Genomic DNA, 23,172 nt, shown 5'->3' with positions numbered 1-23,172 from the left:
CTTATGCGCCTTGCCCTGTCCCATACCATCCGGCTCGCGCTGGCGGCCGCAATCCTTGTCTGCGTGCCGGCCATTGCAAGTGCCGCCCAGCCTCCCAAGAAGGCTGATGCCGTTTCCGACGGTCCTCATTCGGAAAGCTCGCTGGAACGCGATGCCAACGGCATCCCGGTCGGCGACGATCCGAACGGCCTGCTGGCCAATGCCGATATCGAGCGCGGCAAGCGCGTGTTCCAGAAGATCGGCCTGTGCATTTCCTGCCATGGCTGGGACGGCAACGGTACCGGCAAGAATTCCCGCTCGGAGGGTGCCGCCGCGCTGCTGCGCGACACCAGCATGGATGCCGAGGCCCTGATCTCGGTGGTCCGCTGCGGTATCCCGGGCACCCCGATGCCCTACCATGACTCCCAGGCCTACAAAAAGCCCGAGCTCTGCTACGGGCAGACCATGGCCGATTTCGACGAGGCCGGTGCCCCGCGCAAGGGCCACACCTTCAAGGAAGCCGACATCGTCAACGTCGTCGCCTATATCGAGACCAAGCTCAAGGGCTACGGCAAGGCCACGCTCGCCGATTGCGAAGAAGCCTTCAAGCCGGGTGCGGGCTTCTGCATCGGCATGAAGTAAGGCGAGGACGCTCGTCATGATGGCCAATCGCCGTATCTGGCTGGCCGCAATGCTGGTTGCCGGCGTGTTCAGCACGCCGGCTCCGGCTCAGTTCAAGCCCGATGCCGAAGACGTCCGCGCCGGCATCGTGCCGGCCTTCTCGATCTGGGACGTCAAGCTCGGGGCGCCGGTGACCGACATCCCGGAGATGGAAGTCGTTGATATTTCCTGCGGTACCGATGGCGGGCCGCCCTCCCTGCCGCTCAAGAGCTTTGCCGAGTTCGGCAAGTGCCAGCCCGAGCCATCGGGCCTGCGCGAAGTCTATTTCGCCAATGACGACGAGCTCGACTACATCGCCAAGGCGCTCGACAGCGAGTACCGCGTGCAGCAGGGTGGCACCACCATCTATGCGCACCCGATCGTGCAGTCGGCCCTGGTGGACGAGCAGGGGGTCGTGCGCGGCATCCGCATCGTGACCGACGACCGGGCGGCGCTGCGCGACCGCCGGCTGGCGGTGACGCTCGCCAAGAATCTCAAGGGCCGTTACAAGGCCTGGCAGCCGTCCTGCGAGGACATTCCGCCCGCTCCGGGAGAGAACCCGGTGGGCAAGGAATTTACCCACGAAATCTGTACCGGCGTCGATCCGGAGGGCAACCAGCGCCTGCGCATGGAGGCGACCTTCCTGCGCAAGAAGGGCCAGGAAGCGCTCAATCGCGATACCCAACAGGTCAATCGCGGCTATTTCGAAAGCCGTACGCGCCTGGAGGTCGTCGAGACTCCCTATGAGCCTGCCAGCCCCGATGCGCGCTGAGCGCGGCTCAAGGCTGGAAGCGGCCGTCCTGCATCAGGTTGCGGGTCAGGGTGGCGTCGTCCCAGGAGACACCGCTGACCTTGGCCAGCGTGAAGCGGCTGTCGCTGATCTGGGCGCCGGCGAAATCTGCATTGCGCAGGTCGGCGCCGTAGAAGTCGGTGGCCTTGATCTGCGCCTGCTTGAAGGTGGTGTCGGCGGCCTTGGCCTTGACCAGGCTCACATTGTCCATCTTGGTGCCGTCGAACACCGTGCGGCCGACGCTGGCGCCGATGAGGTTGGTGCCGAGCATGTCGGCGCTGCTAAGGTTGGCGCTGTTGAGCCGGGCGTTGCGCATCACCGTGTTGTCCAGGTTCGCATCGACCAGGCTCGAGCCGGTCATGCGGGTTTCCTGCATGCGCGCCTTGGTGAGGTCGGCATGGTCGAACTTGGTGGCCGAAAGCTGGGCGCCGTAGAAGAGAGCGCCCTGCACCTTGGCGTCCCTGAAGCTGGCGCCGGTCAGGTCGGTGAGATTGAAATTGGCGTTGGTCGCGGTGACGCCGTCGAAAATGGCGCCCTTGAGGGTGGCGCGGTGGAACGTGGCGCCGGTCAGGTTGGCACCGGTGAAATCGACGCCCGACAGGTCAGCCTTCTTGAAGCGCGCATCGGTGAGGTCGCAGCCGCGGCATTCCTTGCGCGCCCCGCTCAGCAGGTCCTCGACCGGTCCGGCGAAGGCCGGGGCGGGGAGGAGCAGGGCGATGAATGCAAGTGCAGCAATTTTCACGGTCGGCCTCGATCTGGTAACCAGCCGGTTTTAGACCAGCTCGCCAAAGGCCTGCGTGAAGAACGATATAGGAGGATCGAATGTCCAGCGTAATCAAGACCAATCTGCTGGCCGCACTGGCCCTGGCCGTGACTGCCGGCGCCGCGCTCGCCGCCGACACCGTGAGCGGTCCGGCCAAGATGGTGGATGGCGATATCATCATGGTGGGCAAGCAGCGGGTGATCCTGTGGGCCGTCGATGCCCCGGAGCGCAGCCAGTTCTGCCTCATCGGTTCCAAGAAATGGGGGTGCTACGAGGCCGCCACCCGTGCGCTCGAGGATATCCTCAAGACGGGCGATGCCACCTGCACCCTCACCGACAACAAGCCCGATCCTTTCGGGCGTCGTTATGGCGTCTGCAAGATCGGGGACACCGATATCGGGGCGGAACTGGTCAAGCAGGGCTATGCACTCGCCTTCACCCAGCAGGGCGAGGACTACGTGGCCCAGCAGCAGGAAGCCGAGGCGGCCAAGATCGGCCTCTGGCGTGACGAGGTGAAGTTCGAAAAGCCGTGGGACTGGCGCCGCACGCGCACCCCGGGCGGCTTCCGCTAAACGCTTTCAAGGCCCCGCTCGCGGGGCCTTTTCCTTTCAGGCGACCTTTTCGACGTGAGCGTCCGTCCCGCCGGTCAGGGCCACGTAGGCGTCGGTCAGCGAGGCGGCGCCGGTGGTCTTGAGGATCTCGGCCGGGGTGCCGGTATGGGTCACTTCGCCCTTGGCGATGAAGACGATGCGGTCGGCGTGGTCGACTTCCTCGACCAGGTGCGTGGCCCAGAGGATCGATGTGCCCTGCTGCGCGCGCACCACCTGCATGTGGTCGACCAGCTTGCGGCGCGTGGTGGCGTCCAGGCCCACCGAGGGTTCGTCCATCAGCAGCAGATCGGGCTTGTTGAGCAGGGCCCGCGCGATCTCGACGCGGCGCTGGTTGCCGCCCGAGAGCGTGCGCACTGGGCGCTTGAGGAGGTCGGCGACCTCGAGCAGTTCGGTGACCTCGGCTATGCGGCTGGCGAGAAGCCTTCCCGAGAGCCCGAAGAGCTGGCCGTGGAACTTGAGGTTGGCATTGACCGTCATGTCGAGGTCGAGCGAGCGCGCCTGGAAGACGACGCCGAGGCGGGCCAGGATATCCGAGCCGTGGCGCTTGTAGTCGAGGCCGAAGACTTCCACTGCGCCGCCATCGGGAGCGAAGAGGCCCGCCGCGATCTGGAAAAGCGTCGATTTGCCCGCCCCGTTGGGGCCGAGCAGGCCGACGACTTCGGACTGGCCGATCTCAAAGCTGATGCCCTTGAGCGCCTCGTGGTCGCCATAGGACTTGCGGACCTGGTCGAAGACCAGAACGGGACCAGTCATAGCGCCTTTTCCTCCGAATAGGCCGAAAGCAATTGCGTCAGGCGCTGCAATTCCTGGGGGTCGCGCGCGCCGCGCCGGCTTTCGAACGAAATGTCGGCTACCACGCGGGCCGGGCGTCCGTCGAGAACAATGGCCCGGTCGGCGAGAAGGGCGGCGTCGTCGGGCAGGTGCGTGACGAGGATTGCCGTCGGGGTTTCGTTGGCCATCAGGTCCAGCAGCACTTTCTGGAGTCCGGAGACCAGGTGCCGGTCGAGCGAGACGAAGGGTTCGTCGAGCAGGAGCAGGCGCGAATTGACCGAGAAGGCGCGCGCCAGGGCGACGCGGCGCTGCATGCCGCCCGAGAGCTGGTGCGGGAAGGCGTCGGCAAAGCCGTCCAGCCCGACGCGGGCCAGCATGGCGCGTGCCTGATCGCGCGAGATGGCGGGGTTGACCGCCTCGATGTTCTGGATGGCGGTGAGCCAGGGCAGCAGGCGCGAGTCCTGGAAGACGAAGCCGGGGGGAGGGGCATCCTTGGCCGGCGTGCCGGCGATGGTGATCGTGCCGTCGTAGTCGGTGTCGATGCCCGCCACCAGGCGCAGCAGGCTGGATTTGCCGATCCCCGAGGGGCCGACGAGGGCCAGCACCTGTCCGGCCGGCACCTCGATGTGCAGGTCTTCGTAGAGCGGCACCGGCAGCACGTTGAAGCGCTTTTCGGTGATGTCGATCTTCAGTTCCGGTCCGTCCGCCACTTGAGCACGCTTCTTTCGAGGGGGCGCATGACGCCGTATTCGAGTGCGAGCACCACGAGGATGAACGCAACGGTGTAGGCAAGGATGCCCGTGATGTCGAAGAACTGGAAGAACACCGAGACGCGGTAGCCCACCCCGCCGTCGCTGCCGAGCACTTCGAAGACGAGCACGATCTTCCAGACCAGGCTCAGCCCGGTGCGGGCCGCGGCCAGCACGAAGGGCATCAGCTGGGGGATGAAGATCAGCCGCAGACGCCGCAGGAACGGCATGCGGAAGGCGAGGCCAAGCTCGTCGTAATCGCGCGAGAAGCTCTTCACGCCCTCCCGGATCGTGGTGATGACCAGCGGCACCTTGTTGATGATGACCGCCAGGATCAGGGCGAATTCGGTGAGGCCCAGCCAGATGTAGAGGACGATCGCCACCACGATGGCGGGGAGGTTGAGGCCGACGACCACCCAGGTGGAGAAAAGCCGGTCGGCCCAGCGCACGCGCCCGAAGGCGATGCCGATGGCCGTGCCGGCCGCCATGGCCACGAAGAAGGCGATGGCGGCGCGGGTCAGCGTCTTGCCGAGGTCGGGCAACAGCTTGCCGGTGGTGGCGAGCACCCAAAGGTGCCCGGCCACGTCGATGGGCGAAGGGAACAGGCGGTTCGCAAAGACCATCGAAAGCACCTGCCAGATGACGAGCAGCAGGGGCAGCGAGAGGGCTTCGAGTGCGAAGTCGCGCAGGTTACGGGTAGGCTTTGCCTTCGCCGGCAGCCGTCCGCGCGGCTCCTGGCTTATTTCTGGTATCCCTTCCAGAAGGTGCCGTCCGAAAGCGCGGTCTGGTCACCGACGACATCCTTGCCGCCGAACTTGGCCATCAGCGCGAAGGACTGTTCGGCCGCTTCCATGTGGTTGGGATCGTAGTGCTGGACGATGCCGGCGCGGTAGTCGTTCTTGATCTGCGCGAACAGCGCGTCATTGTCCTTGGCGCCGGTCATGTCCCGGATGTCGTCCCAGACCTTGTCGTCAGTGAGCAGGGCCTGCTTGGTGTCGAACGAGGCATTGAGGAACGCAGTCAGCGCGGCCTTCTTGTCGTTGCCGGTGGCGTCGGTGAAGGTCCAGCCGAGCAGCGGGGGCTGTTCGGCGACGCCCAGGTCCTTGAGCATGTCGGCGACCGAGATCACCTCGACCTTGCCGTCCACCTTGGCGCGGGCGTTCCAGTTCCAGTTGTTGAGCGCGGCCGGGGCCTCGCCCTTGGCCAGCAGTTCGTTCACGAGCGGGGGCGCGCCGTACTTGGCCGAGACGTCATCGGCCAGGTGCCCGCCGGTCTTGCTGTTGTAATAGGCCTGCAGGATCACCCAGCTCTTGTCGACGGGCGAGCCGGCGACGGCCAGGGTCTTGCCCTTGAGGTCCTCGACCTTGGTGATGCCGCTGTCGGGCGAGGTCATGAGGGCGCCAACGGCGAGCGAATGGGGCACCATGGTGACCATGTTGCCCTGGGCGCGCTGGAGCGAGACCCAGACGAAGTCGGAGAGGATCACGTCGACCGCGCCAGATTGCAGCGCGATCTGGCCGGCCTTGCTGTCGGCGACGTTGCGGATCTCGAGATCGAGGTTGTTCTTCTTGTCGAGGCCGAGCTTCTGCATGGCGGCCAGTTCCCAGCCGACGGTGCCGCTCTCCTGGACGCCCACCACGATCTTGTTGGCCTCCTGCGCGAAGCCGGAGGTAACGGTGGCCGCGATGGCGACGCCGGCCAGCATCATTTTGAAAAGACTACGCATGTTCCTCACCTGGTGAGCGTTTTCTCAGTTGGCGCAAAGCGCTAGCACCGCAACTTATTAGGGATGACTATGTTCAGTATTGCGGGAACGTCGTTGCACCACCAGGTCGCAATCGTATCTTGCCCGGCATTGTCAAGAAAGCTTCGAGCGGCCATTTCGGCCTGTCTTTGGGGGAAGGAATTATCTATGGGTCCTATCGTAAAATCCTTGGCCGGCCTGGCCGTTGCCGCTACCCTTGCGGCCTCTGCTCCCGTCCTCGCTGAAGGCAATCTGGCGGCCAATGGTACCGACCTGCCCGAGCTCAAGATCGACACCGAGAACCTCAAGTTCTCCGAGACCGAATATCAGCTCGAGACCGGCAAGTATTACCGTCTCGACATCACCAGCGATGGCGGCGAGGAGATGGCGTTCGTCTTCCCCGAGCTGGTGCGCAATTCCTGGATCAACCAGATCGTGGTCAACGACCTCGAAGTCAAAGCCGGCGGCCTTTACAGCCTCGAGTTCGACGATGGCGGCACGTTCAACATCTCGTTCGTGCCGGTGCGTCCGGGCGAGTACGACTTCTGGGTCCCGGGCTATGAAAACAAGGGCCTCAAGGGCAAGTTCATCGTCAAGTAAGGCATCTGCCAAATGAAAAGACTGGCGCTCACCGCAGCCGTCGCTCTGTTCCTTGTTGCCGGGGCGGCGTTGCCCGCCTCGGCCAAGGATACGGGGCAGATTTTCGTTTCCACCGAGAAGGGCAACGAGGTTGTCGTCCTGGACAAGGACTACAACGTCATCAAGCGCATCAAGACCTCGCGTCGTCCGCGCGACATGCACTTCAACGCCGATCACACCCTGCTTTACGTGGCGTGCGGCGATGACGATGCCATCGACATCATCGACGTCGACAAGCTCGAGGTGGTGGATTCCATCCCGACGGGCCCGAGCCCCGAGGTCTTCGCCTTCTCGCCGGACGAGAAGCTGATCTACGTCTCCAACGAGGAAGACTCGCGGCTCGAAGCCATCGACGTTGAATCGCGCATTTCCGTCCAGGACGTGCCGACCGGCGCCGAGCCCGAGGGCGTGCTGGTCACGCCGGACGGCAAGACCGCGTTCGTGACCTCTGAGGTTGCCGACATGGTGCACGTGGTCGACACCGCAACGGGCGCCGTGACCAAGAACATCCTGGTCGGCACGCGTCCGCGCCGCTTCGTGCTCACGCCCGATGGCTCCGAACTGTGGGTCTCGTGCGAACTCTCGAGCGAGATCTACATCATCGACACCAAGACGCTCGAGATCAAAGGCGACAGCCTGGTCTTCGTGCCGCCCGGCTTCCGCGAGGAAGACGTGACGCCGGTGGGCATGGCCATCACCAAGGACGGCTCGAAGGTACTGGTGAGCCTGGGCCGCGCCAACCACGTGGCCGTGGTCGACGCCAAGACGCACGACGTGCTGCAGTACATCCTGGTCGGCAAGCGCGCCTGGTCGGTGGACCTGTCGCGCGACGAGAAGACGGCAATCGTGGCCAACGGCCTTTCGGACGACATCACCATCGTGGACATGGGGTCCATGAAGCCGGTCAAGTCGCTGCCGATCGGACGTGTCCCGCATTCGGTGGTTATCGATGACTAGGAAAAGGTTTCGGCCTGTCCTCCTGGGCCTCGCCGCCAGCACCTTCGCGGTGCTGGCCGGCGGGGCCTCTTTGGCTCGGGAGGTCACTGTCGGCTATCTCGGGCTCCAGGACGATCCGCGCTACCAGCCGGACATCGTCTATACCCGCATCGAGATCGCCCCGGCGGGCAATCCGGTGGTCAGTGCCCGCATGGGCATCGAAGACCTCAAGATGGTCAGCGATGCGGTGGACATCCAGTTCAAGCTCGACGAGCAGGTCGGCGCCGATGCCGAAAGCCTGGTGGCCAAGGTCAAGGACATGGTCGCGGGCGGCGAGAACTTCATCATCATGGACCTGCCGGGCGACCTCGCCGACCAGGTGGCGGGCCAGACCAAGGACCTGCCGGTAACCCTCATCAACGCGACCGCACCCGATGACGTGCTGCGCAACCGGTGCTACCCGAACCTGCTGCACACCGGCGCTTCGGACCGCATGGACGCCGATGCACTGGTGCAGTACCTGCGCACCCGCAACTGGACCAAGGTCCTGGTGCTCGTCGGGCCGCTGGATCGCGACAAGGCGATGGCCGAGGCGTTCAAGCAGTCGGCGCAACGTCAGCGCTTCGACGTGGTGGACACGCGCGAGTTCACGCTCGCCACCGATCCAGCCAACCGCGAAAAGAACAATCCCCTGCTGCTGACCGGCGGGGTGGACTACGACGTGGTCTACATCGCCGACAACAACGGCGAATATGCCCGCTACCTGCCCTATGCCACCCAATTGCCGCGCCCGGTTGTCGGCTCCACCGGCCTCGTCTCGAGCGAGTGGAACTGGACCTTCGAGCGCTACGGGGCGCCCCAGGTCATTTCGCGGTTCGCGGACCTGGCGGATGGCCGGCACATGACCGGGCAGGACTGGTCGACCTGGATCGCCGCCAAGGCCGTCGTCACCGCCTATGCCAAGGCGCGTTCGGAAGACCCGGCCAAGGTGGCCGAGTACATCCGGGGCAACCGCTTCAAGATCGATGGCTCCAAGGGCGTGCAATTGAACTTCCGCTCCTGGGATGGTCAATTGCGTCAGCCGATCATGCTGGCGACCAACAATGCCGTCATCGAGGTCGCGCCTCTGAGCGGGTTCCTCCACCAGACCAACACGCTCGATACCCTGGGCACCGACGAACCGGAGCATAAGTGTCAGTAGCAACAGCGGCCACGGGCCCCTTTCGTCTGTGGCTGGGCCTATACGCCATCACCTGGCGCGAGATCGCCAAGTTCCTGCGCCAGACCGAGCGCCTGCTCTCGGCGCTGGTGCGGCCGGCCCTGTGGCTATTGGTCTTCGCGACGGGCCTGCACGACCTTCTGGGCGTCTCGATCATCGAGCCCTACGAGACCTACACGCCCTACCAGGAATACATAATCCCCGGCCTGATCGGCATCGTCATCCTCTTCCAGTGCATGCAGTCGGCGCTCTCGATGGTCTATGACCGGGAAGCGGGCGTCATGCGCGTGATGCTGGTGAGCCCGTTGCCGCGCAGCTACCTGCTCTTCGCCAAGATCGCGGGCGCCACGATCCTCTCGATGCTCCAGGTCTATGCCTTCCTGCTGGTGGCGCGCCTCTTTGGCTACTGGCTGCCGGGCTGGGGCAGCCTCACCATCATCCCGGCCATCATCCTTGCCGGGCTGATGCTCGGTTCGCTCGGCCTGCTGGTGTCGGTCTATACGCCCCAGATCGAGAACTTTTCGGGCATGATGAACTTCGTGGTCTTCCCGATGTTCTTCCTGTCCTCGGCGCTCTATCCGCTCTGGAAGCTCCGCGAGGCGGGGGCGGACATCGTCTACTGGCTCTCGATGGTCAATCCCTTCACCCATGCGGTCGAACTCATCCGCTTCGCCGGCTATGGCAAGATGAACTGGATTTCGCTGGCGGTGGTGCTGGGCTGCACGGTCGTGGCGTTCCTCCTCGCAGCGCGCGGCTACGATCCGCAGGCCGGCGCCATCCGCAAGGTCAAGCGCGACTAGCGCGCCGTTCCCGCTTCACGCATCCTCAGGCGTCCGCTTCTCTCCGGGAGAGGCGGCCGCTGGCGTTTTGGCCGGGCACGCTCATGCACTTTTACCCGAATTTCACCAGAAATGCGCTCGTTTTGGCAGATCGTAACTGAATAGCAGTTAAATATATATGCGTATGCAGCATGGCTACCCTTCCCTAATGCCATCTACTCGGTGCAGTCGGGTTCCCCTACATAGGGTGCGTACAAGGAAGGAACCTGAAAATGACCATTCGCCAGAAGCTCTCGCAGTTCGCTCAGTATCGCCGCACCGTCCGTGAACTCTCCTCGCTCGACAATCGCCAGCTCGCCGATCTCGGCATCACCCGCGGCGATATCGATGCAGTGGCTCGCGGCAAGGCGCTCTAAGCAGCAGCCTCCCGGAAATGTCCGAACGAAGGCGCCCATCGAGGCGCCTTTTGTTCGTTTGGGATTCTGTTTCCCTGCATCCCCAGACTTGTGCGCGCTGCATGCCTGCTCTTCGCGTCGCCCGCTTTCGCTCCAGTGCAAATTGCCTCATCCTTAGGCGACATCAGCAAGGGGCCTAATAAATGAACATTCGTGAAACGCTCGCCAAGTACGCGCAATACCGGGTCACCATCCGGGAGCTCAATTCGCTGAGCAACCGGCAGCTATCGGACCTGGGCATCTCGCGCGCCGACATCAAGACCGTCGCCCGCACCGCTTCGTTCTAGTCGGCCCGGTCAAGTCGCAGATATTGGGAAGGCGCCCTCGGGGCGCCTTTTCTCGTTTCGGGGCGGGGCCCCCGATCCCCCTAGCGTCCGCCTGTGGCATCGCCTAAAACCTCGGCCTGCAACACGTAAGGACGTTCAATTGACCAAGCACAAAGTCATCTTCGATACCGATCCGGGTATCGACGACGCGATGGCGCTGCTCTACCTGCACCATCATCCCGATATCGAACTTGTGGGCATCACGACCGTCTTCGGCAATGCCCGCATCGAGACCACGACGCGCAATGCGCTGTTTCTCAAGCAGGCCTGGAATATCGAGGCGCCCGTCGCCAAGGGTGCCGGCGTCACCTATGACCGCACCCGCACCGACCGCGAGCCGCCCACCATCGTTCACGGCGACAACGGACTGGGCAATATCGAGCTGCCCGAGAGCATCGACGTGCCGCTCGATGCGCGCCCGGCGCACCAGTTCCTGATCGAGACCATCAAGGCTCATCCGGGCGAGATCGAGCTGGTGGCGGTGGGGCGCATGACCAACCTCGCCCTGGCGCTTCAGGAAGCTCCCGAGATCGCCGGGCTGGTCAAGCAGGTGGTCATCATGGGCGGCGGCATCACGGCCAACGGCAATGTCACCCCGGTGGCCGAAGCCAATATCCACGGCGATCCGGAAGCGGCTGACATCGTCATGACGGCGCCCTGGAAAGTGGTGCTGATCGGGCTCGACGTCACCGCCAGGACCATCATGACCCGCTCCCAGCTTGCCGATATCGGCAAGGCCGGCGGCTCGCGCGCCCAGCTCGTGGTCGATGTTTCCCAGTATTATGTCGACTTCTACGAGACCGTTGTGCCCGATGGCATGATGGTGCACGACAGCTGCGCGGCGGCCTATGTCACCAATCCCGAGTTCTTCACCATGCAGTCGGGCGCCATCCGCGTCGTCTGCGGCGGCATCGCCGACGGGCAGACCATCCAGAAGGCCGACGGGCGCGGCTTCCCGCCCAATGACTGGGACGGCTATCCGAGCCAGCTCGCGGCCATCGGCATCCAGAGCGAGGCCGTGCTTAAGCTCATTCACGACGTCATCGTCCAGGGCGCGTAGTGTTGCGGGGGCGGGGAGGGCGCAAGCTTCCCGCCTCTTCCTTCCGACCCGCCGAGAGTGCCGCCGTGCCCCAGTATTCGTCCTATGTGATCTGCGGCACGCCGCGCTCGGGCAGCACGCTGCTTTGCGAGATGCTGGCGGCCTCGGGCGTCGCGGGGCGGCCCAATTCCTATTTCCGCGAGCAGAGCTTCGGCTACTGGGCGCGCGAGTGGGGCGTGCCGCACGAAGGCGGCACCGATACCGTCGCCTTCGATCGCGCGTTCCTCCCCGCGATGATCCGGGAAGGCACCAACGGCACCGGGATTTTCGGGCTTCGGTTGATGTGGGTCAGTGTCGCCGAGGCGTCGCGCCGGCTCGACCGGTTGTTCGGGGGCAGCGCCGATGTGACCGAGCGGCTCGAGCAGGCTTTCGGCCCGCCGCTCTACATTCACCTCTCCCGCCGGGACAAGGTGGCGCAGGCCGTTTCGCTGGTGCGCGCCGAGCAGAGCGGGCTGTGGCACCTTGCGGCCGATGGCTCGGTGCTTGAGGGCGATGAGACCATCCGGCCCAATAGCTATGACGGCCGGCGCATCGGCGAACTGGTGAGCGAGCTCGAGAGCGACGGCGTCGCCTGGGACGGCTTCTTCAAGGCGCGAGGCATCGAGCCGGTCCGCCTCGTCTACGAGACCATGACAGCCGACCCGCAGTCGGCCCTCGCCACCGTCCTTGCCGCCCTCGGGCGCGATCCGGCGCTGGCGCAAAGCGTGCCGGTCCCGACTTCCAAGATGGGCGGCACCACCAGCCGGGAATGGGCCGAGCGCTTCCGCCGGGAGAACGGGCTCACGACCTGAGTGCGGCGGCGGGCGCGGGCCTGAGGTAAAGCGCGGCGCTGGCTGCAAGTCCGGTTGCCAGCACCAGCAGCACCGCGGGGGAACTGGTCGACCACACCTGCATTAACCAGCGCCACATCCGCTCGGGCGCGCTCTATGTCAGGGAGTTCGCACGCGATGGGCGCGAATTGCGCGTCAGGGTCGATGGCCAGATCATCTTCAACACGTCCCATGGTCAGATCGAGGCAGCCCTGAGCGGCTATGGCATCGCCTATGTGCCCGAGAACCTGGTGGAAGGGCACCTCGCCGCCGGGCGGCTCATCCAGGTGCTCGACGAGTGGTCGCCGATGCGACCTGGCGGGCTAGGGGGCAGGGCGCTTGCCCCGCCCCAACCGCACTCAGCCGGCGGCGGCGACGTCGAGCACCCAGGTTACGCCGAACCGGTCGCGCACCATTCCGTAGAGGGGGGACCAGCCGGCCGGTCCGAGCGGCTGTATCGTCGTGCCGCCCTCCCTGAGCTTTTCCCAGTAGCCGGAAATCTCCTCGGCTGCGTCGCCACGCACCGAGACGAAGAACGGGATTTCCCCCCGGTTCCAGTCGAGGCGCCCGGGCACGTCATAGGCCATGATGTGAAAGCCCGCGTCCGATGCGACTTCTCCCCACATGATCTGGTCCGCCTCGCTTTCGTCCTGCACCGCCTGGGCGTCGCGATAGGTCAGGGCAGCCAGCTTTCCGCCGAATACGGCGTGGTAGAATGCCAGCGCTGCCCTGGCCTCGCCGCGGAAATTGAGGTGCGTCACGGTCTTGATCGCCATCTGGGTCTCCTTTTGTGTAAACCGATGGCGATGCTATAAGCGCCCCCAACTGCCAGTTTCCGTCAGTTAGAAAATGTCCCGTTCGGATCGTCTCTTCCGTCTGCTCCAGGCCATGCGCGTGATGCCCGCGCCGATCACGGCCGCGCGGCTGGCCGAGGAAACGGGGGTGTCCCTACGTTCGCTCTATCGCGACATCGACAGCCTGCGCGCCGCCGGCGCCCGCATCGAGGGCGAGCGCGGTTATGGCTATCGGCTCATCGAGGATTATGCCCTGCCGCCGCAGACCTTCGATCGCACCGAGATCGAGGCCATCGCCCTCGGGCTCGCCGAGGTGCGGCACATGGGTGACCGGGCGCTCGCCGATGCGGCGACCTCCGTCCTCGCCAAGGTGGCCGCGAGCCTGCCGGACGATCGCGAGCAACAGCTCTTTCACGCCATCTCGCGCGTCTATCGCCCCGAAGCGCGTTTCGAGCCGGCAGCGAACATGAATGCGCTGCGCGATGCCTGCTGGCGCGAAGAGGCGCTCGAGATTGACTATGTCGACAAGGGCGGCGGGGTCTCGCAGCGCACGATCTATCCGCTCGCCATCGTTTATGCCGAACGCGCGCTGTTGGTTCTGGCGTGGTGTTGCCTGCGGCAGGACTTCCGCATGTTCGCGCCCGACCGCATCACCGGCATGGCGCGGTCGGGGGCCAGCTTCCGGCCGCGCCGGGCAGCCCTGCTCAGGGACTACCTCGGGCGGCTCGAAGCGATGGAGTGATCGGGCGGGCCCGTTCCTTCCCTAGATTTCGCCTTCGAGGTCGTCAGGCGCCTCGATCGCGCGCATCCACTTCACCGAGCCGACTTCCCAGGCCGGGTTGAGCGCCCGCAGGTCCTCGAGGAGGCCCGGCAGGTGGCCGGCGCCATAGGTGATGTAGATCTTGTCCGGGCCGCTCTCGATGCGTTTGGCAAGCTCGCGATTACGGAAATCGAGAATGACGGGATCGAGTGCGGAAGGCTCGGTCTTTGCGCTCAGCGTGCGGGTCATCATGGCGCGACAGGCAACGCCCACCAGGGCTCGCTGCCCCGGGGTCGCGTTTTCGAGCCAGTTGAAGACGGCCGCGATGCCATCGCCCTCGCCTTGGGAGTCGTCTCCCTTGGCTGCCGTTGCGCGTGCGGCAAATGTGGGATCGGCGGCGGCAAGGCGTTCGTATTCATGCATCATGTCGGCGGTACTCACATCGGCGGCGATGTGGCGCTCCGGATGCTCGACCATGTCTTGCCGCAGCAGGCCGAAATAGTTGAGCTGGAACTTGAGGCCGCAGGCATCGCCGAGCTTGGAATAGTTGGCCGAGAGGTCGCCTCCGCCAGCCAGGTTCTCGGAGAACCAGGCGTCTCCCGCCGGATCGCCGGTCACGCCCTCGTAGTAGATGACGTACCCCTCCGAGAGTGCCTTTTCCACGTCGTAGACGACGCTCTTGAAGAAGCCCTCCGAGCCGACATGCACCATGCCCTGGAAGACCACGGTCTTGCTGCCGTCGGTCAGGGACGCCTGGGGCACCGTCAGCGGCTGCACCGCCGTGCTGACCGCAAGGGCATAGAGCGGGGTGGCGATCGCGACGGTGAGTACCGAGACCACCGCCAGGGTCGTTGCGGCGTATCCGCTGATCCAGCGTCGCAGGCGCTGCCGGGCGAAAAGGCGGCGTACGAGCCACCAGATCGGCAGCGCCAGGAGCAGCGCCAGCGCGATGGCGGCAGCCAGCGCCCACCAGCCCAGGTCAAGAAGCACAGGCAGGCCCAGCAGCAGGCCGATCAGGGCGAGGAACCAGGCGATCGTGCCGAGCCGCAGTTTGAGCCGTTCGCCACGATCGATATCGTGAAGGATTGCGCTGTCAGTTGCCAAATCGATCCCCTTAACCGTTGACGGCCAGCCGGAGCTGGCTGGCCGATTTCTGTTTTTCCCAGAGCAGGATAGCTCAACTCCCCAAGGCCCGCCATCGGTCGCCGCGCACACGACCCGCTACTTCAGAACGGCCAGGGGTTGATCTTCCTGAGGGCGGCGACTGCCGCAGGGTGGCCCTGGGCGGCTCGCTTGCTCAGCACGTCATAAAGCGCCTTGTCCGTCTTCTTGCCGCCGGGACGGCCAGAGATTTCCGGGGCGCCCCAGCCCATCGTCTGACCGACCTGCTCCAACCATGCCGAAGCGCCGTTTGTCCGAGCTGTTTCTCGCTGCTGACCGCGCCGAATTTCATCAGAATTTTATCGATTGACGGAGCCTGAGACTCCTTGGTAACGTTCCCACGAAGATCGAGCAAAAGGCTGGCAAAGCTACGGGCCGATCGCTGGGAAGAGTTGATGGATAAGAGCCGCAATCGCAGGCCGACGATCATAGACGTCGCCGAGCACGCCGGGGTGTCGAAAAGCACCGTGGCGCGCGTGCTTGCCGGTTCCTCCAGCATTTCCGAGGACGCCCGCGACCGCGTGATGAAGGCTGTCGCCGCCACCGGCTACGAGCGCAACCATCTGGCCGTCGGCATGCGCTCGGGGCGCTCGGGCCTGCTCGGCATCGTCATCCCCGACATCACCAACCCCTTCTGGGCGGGCGTTGCCCGCGGCGCGCAGGATCGCGCCGCCGAGCACAACATCTCGCTCCTCGTCTTCTCGTCGGATTGGGATGCCGGCAAGGAGGCGCGGCATCTGCGCGCGCTGCGGCAGGCGCGGGTCGACGGCGCCATCATCAATCCGGTGGCCGACAATTTCGACGATCTGTCGCGTTTCGGGCTGCCCTTCGTCTTCATCGGCTCCTCGGCGGAGCGCTTTTCGGACGTGTCGAGCGTCGGCTCGGACATTGCCCAGGCCGTGCGGCTCGGCATGGAGCATCTTTTCAGCCGCGGCCATACGCGCCCGGCCTTCATCCTCGGCCCGCGCTCGCGCCTGGCGCGCGCCCGCTTCCTGCGCACGGTCCACGATTTCTGTGTCGAGCGCGATATCGATCCGGCCGTGCTGGCGATGGAGGATGCCGAATATACCGTCGAGGGCGGCAAGGCTGCCATGGAGCGGTTGCTGGCCCGGCGGGGCAGGGGGTATCTTTCCGTTTTTGCCGCCAACGACCTCATGGCGCTGGGCGCGATGATGGCGGTGCGCGAGGCGGGTCTGTCGTGTCCGGAAGATGTGTCCATCCTCGGGTTCGATGGCATTCCGGCCGGCGCCTTCGCCTGGCCGGGGCTGACCACGATCGAAAAACCGAGCCGGGAGATCGGCGTGCGCGCCGTCGATTGCCTGCTCGATGAAATTGCCGGCCGGCCTGAACATGGCCGGGTCTATATGCCGTGCCGCCTGATAGAGCGAGGCTCACTCGCCGATCTGACGGCCACCGCGCCCAAGATGGTCGCGGCAGGGAGGTGACCAGAAAAGTGACGATCGGCCAGAATATCGAGGCAGTGGAAACCGCGTCCCGAATTGGGAACGTTCCCGCCAGAAGCAATGTCTTCGTCCAGGGCCTGCGCAAATGGTGGCCCTATTACGCCATGATGGCGCCGGGTCTGCTTTTCTTCGTCGTCTTCCATTACTTCCCCATCTGGGAAGCCAAGATCGCCTTCGAGCAGGTGCGGATCATTCCGCCCAACATCTGGGTGGGCCTCAAGCATTTCCAGACGCTCTTCGCCTCGCCGATCTTCTGGCAAGTCTTTGCAAACACGCTGATCATCTCGGGGATGAAGCTCGCCTTCGTCTTTCCGGTGCCGATCATCGTGGCGCTGCTGCTCAACGAGGTCCGCGGCGGCTCGCTGCGCAAGTTCATCCAGTCGGCCATCTACCTGCCGCACTTCCTCTCCTGGGTGGTGATCGCCGGCGTCTTCATCGCCGTGCTCTCCCCAAGCGATGGCGCGGTCAACAATATCCTGGGGATGGCCGGCATGGCGCCGCGCTCGTTCATGACCGAGACCGGCTCGATCCGGTGGGTCCTGGTGTTCTCGGAAATCTGGCGCTCGGCCGGCTGGGACAGCCTGCTCTACCTCGCCGCCATCATCGCCATCGACCAGCAACTCTATGACGCCGCCGAGATCGACGGGGCCAATCGCTGGCAGAAGATCCGCGACATCACCATTCCGGGCATCGTGCCGACCATCGCGACGATCTTCATCCTCAATGCCGGCATGTTCCTGTCGGCCGACCTCAACCAGGTCATCAACTTCTCCAACGACGCCGTGCGCAGCCAGATCGACATCATCGACAGCTACGTCTACCGCATCGGCCTGCTTACCGGGGAATACTCGATGGCCACGGCTGCCGGGCTCTTCAAGGCGATCCTGGGCATGCTGATGCTGATCGGCGCCCACTTCGTTTCCAAGCGACTGACCGGGAAGGGAGTGTGGTGATGGCCGAGACCCCGATCCGCAAGACCTCGCTCGAGCGCCTCGAATACGCGATCATCGTTTCGACGCTCCTGTTCCTGGTGGTGATGACGGTGCAGCCGCTGCTGAACCTGCTGGCGATCTCTTTCTCCGATCCGACCAATGTCGCCGGCATGAACGGCCTTACCATCCTGCCGCACGGGTTTTCGCCCGAGGTCTGGAGCCTCCTGATCCAGCATCCTCAGGTGCAGCGGGGCGTAATCAACTCGATCTTCATCACCGTCGCCTCGACGGTGCTGGGGGTCGCGTTCACCGCGCTCATGGCCTGGGGGCTATCCCGGCCGAACCTGCCGGGTCGACGCTTCATCTTCATCCTCGTGCTCGTGACCATCGTCTTCGAGCCCGGCATCATTCCGGATTACTTCATCAACAAGCGGCTGGGCCTGCTCGACACCTATTGGGCGCCGATCCTCTTCAAGCTGGTCAACGCCTGGTACCTGATCATCCTCATCCGCTTCTTCGAGGAGATTCCGTCCGAGCTGCTGGAGGCCTCCGAGCTCGATGGGGCCAATCCGTTCCAGGTGTTCTGGACGGTGGTGCTGCCGCTGGCCAGGCCGGCGCTGGCCACGATCACGCTCTTCTACTTCGTCTTCCACTGGAACGAGTTCTTCCGGGCGATGATCTACCTCAACGACCAGTCCAAGTGGCCGCTGCAGGTGGTGCTGCGCCAGTTCGTGGTCGAGGGCGACAAGCTCATGATCGTCGGCAAGGACGCCTCGGACAGCTATTCGGGCGCCAGCCAGATCAACATCCGCGCGCTCAAGGCCGGCATGATCCTGCTCACGATCGTGCCGATCCTGGCCATCTATCCCCTCATTCTCAAGTTCTTCACCAAGGGCACCATGAGCGGTGCACTGAAGGGCTGAGATCGACTTAAACAAGCAAAAGCATACTCAATGGAGGAGAAATCAATGCTTGGCAGAATGCTCTTGATGGCTTCGACGGCCCTGGCCCTGACGGTCAGCGCTGCGCTGGCCGATCCGGTGACGATCCGCATCGTCTCCAAGGACCTGCTCTCGACCAACCCGGATGACGTCAAGCTCATCGAGAAGTACGAAGAGGCCCTCAAGGCCCAGGGTACCGACCTCGACATCCAGCTCGTCGATCTGCCCTCGTCCGGTTATGCCGACAAGCTCTCGGCCATGCTGCTCTCGGGCGACATTCCGGACCTCATCTACTTCCAGGGCGGCGACGCCAAGATGGCCGAGCAGGGGATCCTCGAAGACTGGAACAACTGGCTTCCCAAGACCACCTATCTCAAGGACGCGCTCTTCCCGCATAACGTCGAGCGCCTCAAGAACTATCCCTACCTGCTCTACGTCTATCCGCCCCGCATCCCGCAGCCGGTGATCCGCCAGGATTGGCTGGAAAAGACCGGCGTTGCCGCGCCGCAGACGGTCGAGGACTACGTCACGCTCTTCAAGGCGATCAAGGACGGCGATCTCGACGGCAATGGCCAGGCCGACACTTATGGCGTGACCACGGCCGACAACACCAACGAACTCGATGCCATCTTCAACCAGGCGTTCGGCGTCACCGGCACCTGGATGAAGAACGACGGCGGCGAGTGGATCGCCGCCCGCGTTTCGAATGCCGAGAAGGACAAGATCGCCTTCTACGCTTCGCTCCGCGAGCAGGGCCTTTATGATCCGGAATACATCACGACCAAGTGGGACGTGAAGGAAGACAAGTTCTATTCCGGCCGCGCCGGCGTCATCTTCGGCTCGTCCGCCGAAGTCATCGACATCTATGGCGGCAAGATGAAGCAGGCGCATCCGGAAGAGAATCCGGGGCTGGTCCTGCTCGCTCCGCCCAAGGGCCCGGCGGGCCAGGGCCTGCTTGCGCTCGACGTTTCCAAGGAGTCGCGCGGCCTCGCCATCGCGACCACGTCCCAGCATAAGGAAGAGGTCGTCAAGTTCCTCGATTTCGTGGCGAGCCCGGAAGGGCAGGCTATCGAGCGCATGGGCTTTGAGGGCGAGCAGTACACCAAGGACGGCGACACCATTAAGCCGACCGACAAGCTCGCCACCTGGTACGCCCGCTTCCTCGTCGCCGCCAACTGGCAACCGCCGGTGCAGTGGATGAGCCCGGCCGCCCAGGAATCGCTCAAGGTGATCGCCTCGAACTTCAAGCCGGACAACGCCTTCGTCTGGCCGGCCGAATACGCGGCTGACATCGACGCGACCGAGAACGTCTATCGTTCGTGGGTCTACAAGTTCATCTCGGGCGAAGCCGGCATGGACCAGTGGGATGCCTATGTCGCCGAGTGGAACAATGCCGGTGGCCAGCGCATGACTGACTACGCAAGGACCGTCCTTAATGCCCAATGATGCAAATGGCTCGTCCCTTCGGGGACGAGTTCGTGCGCTTCTCCATGGCGTCGCTTACGGCGACGCCATCGGAGCGCCGGTCGAAAAACTCTCTGCCGCCGAGATCGCCAAGCGCTATGGCCGGGTGACCTCGGTCGATACGCAGTGGCACAAGATGAGCCTGGATCCCGTGGCCCGGAACGGGCGCATGCGCGGCAACGGCATCGTCACCGACGATACGCTCATGACGCTCTGCCTCATGACCGTCTATGGCGACGTCCAGCGCCATATCGACGCCTGGGACATGGCGACCGGCATGGTGCGCGAGATCGCCTGGAAGCCGCGCTGGATTCCGGAGATGCAGCGCGAGACGCTGCTCATCGAGCGCCTGTTCTACCCCGAGAAATGGATTTTCCAGCGCCACCAGCTGTCCGGTTGCGACCCCCGACAGGGCGGCATCGGCAACATGGTCAATTGCGGTGCCGCCATGTACATCGCCCCCGTCGGCGCGGTGAATGCCTGCGATCCCAAGGCCGCCTATGACGAGGCCATCGCCTTCGCTTCCGGCCACCAGCAGAGCTATGGCCTCGAGGCAGCCGGTGTCCTCGCCGCCGCCATCGCCGCCGCCTTCGTGCCCGGCACCAATATCGAAACCATCGTCGAGGAGGCCCTCGCCGTTGCCAAGGACGGCACGCGCGCTGCCATCGCCGACATCGTCCAGGCCGCCCGCGAGCTGAGGCGCCAGGATGCCGACTACGCCGCGGTGGTCGAACGCTTCCATACCATCATCGGCAAATACTCGGTGATGGGCGACGACGTGAACCACGCCCCGCACAAGGCCGGCGTTCCCACCGACGCTTACCAGCCCTCGCGCCTCCACTCGATCGAGGAACTGCCGCTGGCGCTGGGCTTTGCCATTCTCAATGACGGCGCGTTCGAAAAGACTATCGTCGATGGCATCAACTCGGGCCGCGACACGGATTCGATCGGCGTCATGGCCGGCGCGATCCTGGGCGCCATGCATGGCGAAAGCGTCATCACGCCCCCCGTCCGCGACCAGCTGGACCGCGCCAACAGGCTAAATCTGACGGCCGCCGCCGATGCCTTCACCGATACGGTGATCGCCATCCACGCCGCCGACCGCGCCCGCGAAAAGGCCAAGGCCCAGGCGCGTGCTTCCCTCTTCGGCTCGGCCGAACCCGCCCAGGTCGTCAATCTCTAGGAACCCAACGAAAGTCCCCATGCTGTCCACGACTGAAATCTTCGAGCGCATCTATTCGGGCTTTATCGGCAAGGCCATCGGCGTGCGCTTGGGCGCGCCCGTCGAGCCGACCATCTGGAGCTACGACCGCATCCGGAACACCTATGGCGAGATCACGCAATACCTGCGCGACTTCAAGAATTTCGCCGCCGACGACGACACCAACGGCCCGGTCTATTTCATCCGCGCCCTGCGCGACTACGGGCTTGGCGCGACCGCCGAGGATGTGGGCAAGACCTGGCTCAACTACGCCGCCGAAGAGCATGGCATGTATTGGTGGGGCGGTTTTGGCGTCTCGACCGAGCATACCGCCTATCGGAACCTGCGCGCCGGCATTCCCGCGCCGCAATCGGGCTCCATCGCCCAGAACGGCCATACGGTAGCCGAGCAGATCGGCGGGCAGATCTTCATCGACAGCTGGGGCTGGGTTCATCCGGGCGAACCGCAAAAGGCCGCCGATGCTTCGGCGCGCGCCGCCAGCGTCGCCCACGATGGCGAAGGCCTCAATGGCGCGCGCTTCTGCGCCGCCGCCATCGCCGCCGCTTTCGTCTCCAAGACCATCGAAGACGTCATCGAGGCAGGCCTCGCGACCATTTCCCCGGATTCGCTCTACGCAAAGGTCTGCCGCGCCGTCCTCGCGCACTACGAGGCGCATCCCGACGACTGGCGCAGCTGCCGCGACATGCTGACCGCCGAATGGGGCTATGACCGTTATCCGGGCGTCTGCCACATCATCCCCAATGCCGGCATCACCATGATGGGCCTCATCTACGGTCGTGGCGACCTGCCGCGGACCGTCGAGATCGCCACCATGGGCGGCTGGGACACCGACTGTAACGCCGGCAATGCGGGCGCCATCGTCGGGACGCTCCAGCAGGTGCAGCCGGGCTGGGACAAGTACCGCAAGCCGATCAACGATTTTGTCATCGCCTCGGGCATCCTCGGCACCGTCAACGTCGTCGATATTCCGTCCTTTGCCCGCGAACTCACGGTGCTGGCCCTGCGCCTTGCGGGCAAGGAAGCGCCGGCTCTCTGGGTCGAGGATTTCGAGCGCCGCGGCGTCCGTTTCGATTTCGACGCGCCGGGCGCCACCCATGCCTTCCGCACCGAGCCGTTCAACCAGATCTCGCTCAAGGGTTCGTCGGAGCGCCACACCGATGGGGCCAAAGGCTCGCTCGAAATCCAGCTCGACCGGCTCGAGCGCGGGCAGGGTGGTCGTGTCTTCTGGAAGCCCTTCTACCGCCGCTCCGATTTCGACGACGAGCGTTACCGCCCGATGTTCACCCCGCTCGCCGATGACGGTCAGCTGGTGAAGTTCAAGCTCTGGCTGGATCCCTGGAACGGCGACGGCAACCTGCGTGTAGCGCCCTATGTCCGTCGCGCCATGTCCGGCACCATCCAGGAGACCGGCGCCTGGCATGTTCCGTCCTCGGAAGGCTGGCAGGACTACGCGTTCACCATCCCCGATGGGAACGGCGAAGCCATCGACGAGATCGGTATCCTGGTCGAGTATTTTGGACGCCTCAAGTTCCTCGGCCGGCTGTTCCTCTCCGAGTTCTCGGTCTCCGGCAAAGGCAACGTCGTCATCGACCCGGCCAAGGAAGTCCAGGAATGGGGCGGTATCACCCGCTTCACCTGGAACCGTGGCCACTGGACGCTGCAGAACGGCCGCATCCATGCCCACACCGCTGGCGATGCCGACGCCTGGACCGGCAACGCGTACCTCCGCGATGCCACAGTCAAGGCCGAGATGATGCCGCTCTCGGGTGCCTCGCACCTCGTTTCCGCTCGTGTCCAGGGCACCAGCCGTTTCTATGCAGCGGGCTTCCAGGATGGCGAGGCGGTTATCCTCCGCGAGGACCACGGCACGACGGTTCTGGCCAGCGTTCCGTTCAAGCCGGAGTTCGACAAGAGCTACGCGATCGAGTTCAAGGTCGAGGGCGATACGCTGACCCTCACGGTTGACGGCAAGCAACTCGTCTCGGCTCAGGACGGCCAGTTCAAATACGGCATGGCCGGGCTGCGCATCGCTTCGGCTGGCCGCATGTCGATCGGCAAGTTCGAGATCGTAGAGGGCTGACCTCTGCCCTCCCTCTCCCTTGTGGG

General features: G+C 64.5%; 26 protein-coding genes and 1 pseudogene. 19 read left to right on the top strand and 8 right to left on the bottom strand.

All coding sequences use genetic code 11. The features are described 5' to 3' along the window. Positions 1-3: 3 nt before the first annotated feature. Together FNA67_RS16865 and FNA67_RS16860 are read left to right on the top strand one after the other, a co-directional pair. Positions 4-621, top strand: a complete 618-nt coding sequence (locus FNA67_RS16865; protein WP_049706252.1) for a c-type cytochrome — start codon at positions 4-6, stop codon at positions 619-621. Positions 622-637: 16 nt separating this feature from the next. Then, positions 638-1,411 (top strand): hypothetical protein, encoded by a 774-nt coding sequence (locus FNA67_RS16860; protein ID WP_147657116.1) that lies wholly within the window; start codon positions 638-640, stop codon positions 1,409-1,411. Between the two features lie 7 nt (positions 1,412-1,418). On the opposite strand, the gene FNA67_RS16855 is transcribed toward FNA67_RS16860, so the two are convergent. After that, the gene (locus FNA67_RS16855) at positions 1,419-2,171 is read right to left on the bottom strand and encodes a pentapeptide repeat-containing protein (protein ID WP_170267346.1); all 753 of its coding nucleotides are present in this window, start codon (positions 2,169-2,171) and stop codon (positions 1,419-1,421) included. A gap of 80 nt (positions 2,172-2,251) precedes the next feature. Between FNA67_RS16855 and FNA67_RS16850 the strand changes: the two genes are divergently transcribed. Further along, positions 2,252-2,764: a thermonuclease family protein gene (locus FNA67_RS16850; protein ID WP_147657112.1), complete on the top strand. Its 513-nt coding sequence runs from the start codon at positions 2,252-2,254 to the stop codon at positions 2,762-2,764. A gap of 36 nt (positions 2,765-2,800) precedes the next feature. Here the strand turns inward: FNA67_RS16850 and FNA67_RS16845 are convergent, their stop codons facing one another. The 4 genes from FNA67_RS16845 to FNA67_RS16830 form a co-directional block, all read right to left on the bottom strand. Next, positions 2,801-3,556: an ABC transporter ATP-binding protein gene (locus FNA67_RS16845; RefSeq protein WP_147657110.1), complete on the bottom strand. Its 756-nt coding sequence runs from the start codon at positions 3,554-3,556 to the stop codon at positions 2,801-2,803. Beyond that, on the bottom strand, positions 3,553-4,284 hold the full coding sequence (locus FNA67_RS16840) for an ABC transporter ATP-binding protein (protein ID WP_170267345.1): 732 nt from the start codon (positions 4,282-4,284) through the stop codon (positions 3,553-3,555). Before FNA67_RS16840 ends, FNA67_RS16845 begins: the two co-directional genes overlap by 4 nt. Beyond that, positions 4,263-4,946 carry an ABC transporter permease gene (locus tag FNA67_RS16835; RefSeq protein ID WP_147657108.1) on the bottom strand — a complete coding sequence of 228 codons (684 nt, stop codon included), beginning with the start codon at positions 4,944-4,946 and terminating at the stop codon, positions 4,263-4,265. Before FNA67_RS16835 ends, FNA67_RS16840 begins: the two co-directional genes overlap by 22 nt. Before the next feature lie 116 nt (positions 4,947-5,062). Continuing rightward, positions 5,063-6,049, bottom strand: coding sequence for an ABC transporter substrate-binding protein (locus FNA67_RS16830; protein ID WP_147657106.1), 987 nt, complete (start codon positions 6,047-6,049; stop codon positions 5,063-5,065). Between the two features lie 186 nt (positions 6,050-6,235). Here FNA67_RS16830 and FNA67_RS16825 point away from each other — a divergent pair, with 186 nt between their 5' ends. The 9 genes and pseudogenes from FNA67_RS16825 to FNA67_RS16785 form a co-directional block, all read left to right on the top strand. Further along, on the top strand, positions 6,236-6,667 hold the full coding sequence (locus FNA67_RS16825) for a cupredoxin domain-containing protein (protein WP_049706244.1): 432 nt from the start codon (positions 6,236-6,238) through the stop codon (positions 6,665-6,667). Between the two features lie 12 nt (positions 6,668-6,679). Continuing rightward, positions 6,680-7,663, top strand: a complete 984-nt coding sequence (locus FNA67_RS16820) for a PQQ-dependent catabolism-associated beta-propeller protein (RefSeq protein WP_049706243.1) — start codon at positions 6,680-6,682, stop codon at positions 7,661-7,663. Further along, entirely contained in the window at positions 7,656-8,843 is a 1,188-nt protein-coding gene (locus FNA67_RS16815) for an ABC transporter substrate-binding protein (RefSeq protein ID WP_147657104.1), read from the top strand. The genes FNA67_RS16820 and FNA67_RS16815 overlap by 8 nt, the downstream gene beginning before the upstream one ends. Continuing rightward, positions 8,834-9,661, top strand: a complete 828-nt coding sequence (locus FNA67_RS16810) for an ABC transporter permease (RefSeq protein WP_210246394.1) — start codon at positions 8,834-8,836, stop codon at positions 9,659-9,661. The genes FNA67_RS16815 and FNA67_RS16810 overlap by 10 nt, the downstream gene beginning before the upstream one ends. Before the next feature lie 251 nt (positions 9,662-9,912). Then, positions 9,913-10,056: a DUF1127 domain-containing protein gene (locus tag FNA67_RS16805; protein ID WP_082202207.1), complete on the top strand. Its 144-nt coding sequence runs from the start codon at positions 9,913-9,915 to the stop codon at positions 10,054-10,056. Positions 10,057-10,238: 182 nt separating this feature from the next. Further along, positions 10,239-10,382, top strand: coding sequence for a DUF1127 domain-containing protein (locus FNA67_RS16800; RefSeq protein WP_082202206.1), 144 nt, complete (start codon positions 10,239-10,241; stop codon positions 10,380-10,382). A 139-nt stretch (positions 10,383-10,521) separates the two neighbouring features. After that, complete coding sequence (locus FNA67_RS16795) at positions 10,522-11,481, top strand: nucleoside hydrolase (protein WP_280176966.1); 960 nt, start codon at positions 10,522-10,524, stop codon at positions 11,479-11,481. Positions 11,482-11,546: 65 nt separating this feature from the next. Then, positions 11,547-12,311 carry a Stf0 family sulfotransferase gene (locus tag FNA67_RS16790; protein WP_170267344.1) on the top strand — a complete coding sequence of 255 codons (765 nt, stop codon included), beginning with the start codon at positions 11,547-11,549 and terminating at the stop codon, positions 12,309-12,311. 80 nt (positions 12,312-12,391) lie between these two features. Beyond that, positions 12,392-12,634: pseudogene (locus FNA67_RS16785) on the top strand (LysR substrate-binding domain-containing protein); the annotation flags it as partial. A 54-nt stretch (positions 12,635-12,688) separates the two neighbouring features. Here FNA67_RS16785 and FNA67_RS16780 read toward each other — a convergent pair. Beyond that, positions 12,689-13,105, bottom strand: coding sequence for a VOC family protein (locus FNA67_RS16780; RefSeq protein WP_147657100.1), 417 nt, complete (start codon positions 13,103-13,105; stop codon positions 12,689-12,691). A gap of 73 nt (positions 13,106-13,178) precedes the next feature. On the opposite strand from FNA67_RS16780, the gene FNA67_RS16775 reads away from it, so the two are divergent. Next, positions 13,179-13,865 (top strand): helix-turn-helix transcriptional regulator, encoded by a 687-nt coding sequence (locus FNA67_RS16775; protein ID WP_147657098.1) that lies wholly within the window; start codon positions 13,179-13,181, stop codon positions 13,863-13,865. 21 nt (positions 13,866-13,886) lie between these two features. Here FNA67_RS16775 and FNA67_RS16770 read toward each other — a convergent pair whose 3' ends face one another. Together FNA67_RS16770 and FNA67_RS21985 are read right to left on the bottom strand one after the other, a co-directional pair. Beyond that, positions 13,887-14,987, bottom strand: a complete 1,101-nt coding sequence (locus FNA67_RS16770; RefSeq protein WP_210246393.1) for a TraB/GumN family protein — start codon at positions 14,985-14,987, stop codon at positions 13,887-13,889. 122 nt (positions 14,988-15,109) lie between these two features. Next, positions 15,110-15,256: a hypothetical protein gene (locus FNA67_RS21985; RefSeq protein WP_170267343.1), complete on the bottom strand. Its 147-nt coding sequence runs from the start codon at positions 15,254-15,256 to the stop codon at positions 15,110-15,112. Positions 15,257-15,439: 183 nt separating this feature from the next. On the opposite strand from FNA67_RS21985, the gene FNA67_RS16765 reads away from it, so the two are divergent. From FNA67_RS16765 to FNA67_RS16740, 6 genes are read left to right on the top strand one after another with little or no spacing between them, the layout of a single operon-like run. Further along, the gene (locus FNA67_RS16765) at positions 15,440-16,489 is read left to right on the top strand and encodes a LacI family DNA-binding transcriptional regulator (protein WP_147657096.1); all 1,050 of its coding nucleotides are present in this window, start codon (positions 15,440-15,442) and stop codon (positions 16,487-16,489) included. 8 nt (positions 16,490-16,497) lie between these two features. Then, positions 16,498-17,460: an ABC transporter permease gene (locus tag FNA67_RS16760; RefSeq protein WP_244616374.1), complete on the top strand. Its 963-nt coding sequence runs from the start codon at positions 16,498-16,500 to the stop codon at positions 17,458-17,460. After that, positions 17,460-18,362 (top strand): carbohydrate ABC transporter permease, encoded by a 903-nt coding sequence (locus FNA67_RS16755; protein ID WP_147657094.1) that lies wholly within the window; start codon positions 17,460-17,462, stop codon positions 18,360-18,362. The genes FNA67_RS16760 and FNA67_RS16755 overlap by 1 nt, the downstream gene beginning before the upstream one ends. Positions 18,363-18,407: 45 nt before the next feature. After that, entirely contained in the window at positions 18,408-19,826 is a 1,419-nt protein-coding gene (locus FNA67_RS16750; RefSeq protein ID WP_244616373.1) for an extracellular solute-binding protein, read from the top strand. Then, positions 19,816-21,027: an ADP-ribosylglycohydrolase family protein gene (locus tag FNA67_RS16745; protein WP_147657092.1), complete on the top strand. Its 1,212-nt coding sequence runs from the start codon at positions 19,816-19,818 to the stop codon at positions 21,025-21,027. Before FNA67_RS16750 ends, FNA67_RS16745 begins: the two co-directional genes overlap by 11 nt. 19 nt (positions 21,028-21,046) lie before the next feature. Then, a complete protein-coding gene (locus tag FNA67_RS16740) occupies positions 21,047-23,146 on the top strand; it encodes an ADP-ribosylglycohydrolase family protein (RefSeq protein ID WP_147657090.1) in 2,100 nt (699 codons plus the stop codon). Positions 23,147-23,172 lie beyond the last annotated feature (26 nt).

Source organism: Youhaiella tibetensis, from assembly GCF_008000755.1.
Lineage (GTDB): Bacteria > Pseudomonadota > Alphaproteobacteria > Rhizobiales > Devosiaceae > Paradevosia > Paradevosia tibetensis.
This window is presented reverse-complemented; position numbering and strand designations above follow the sequence as displayed.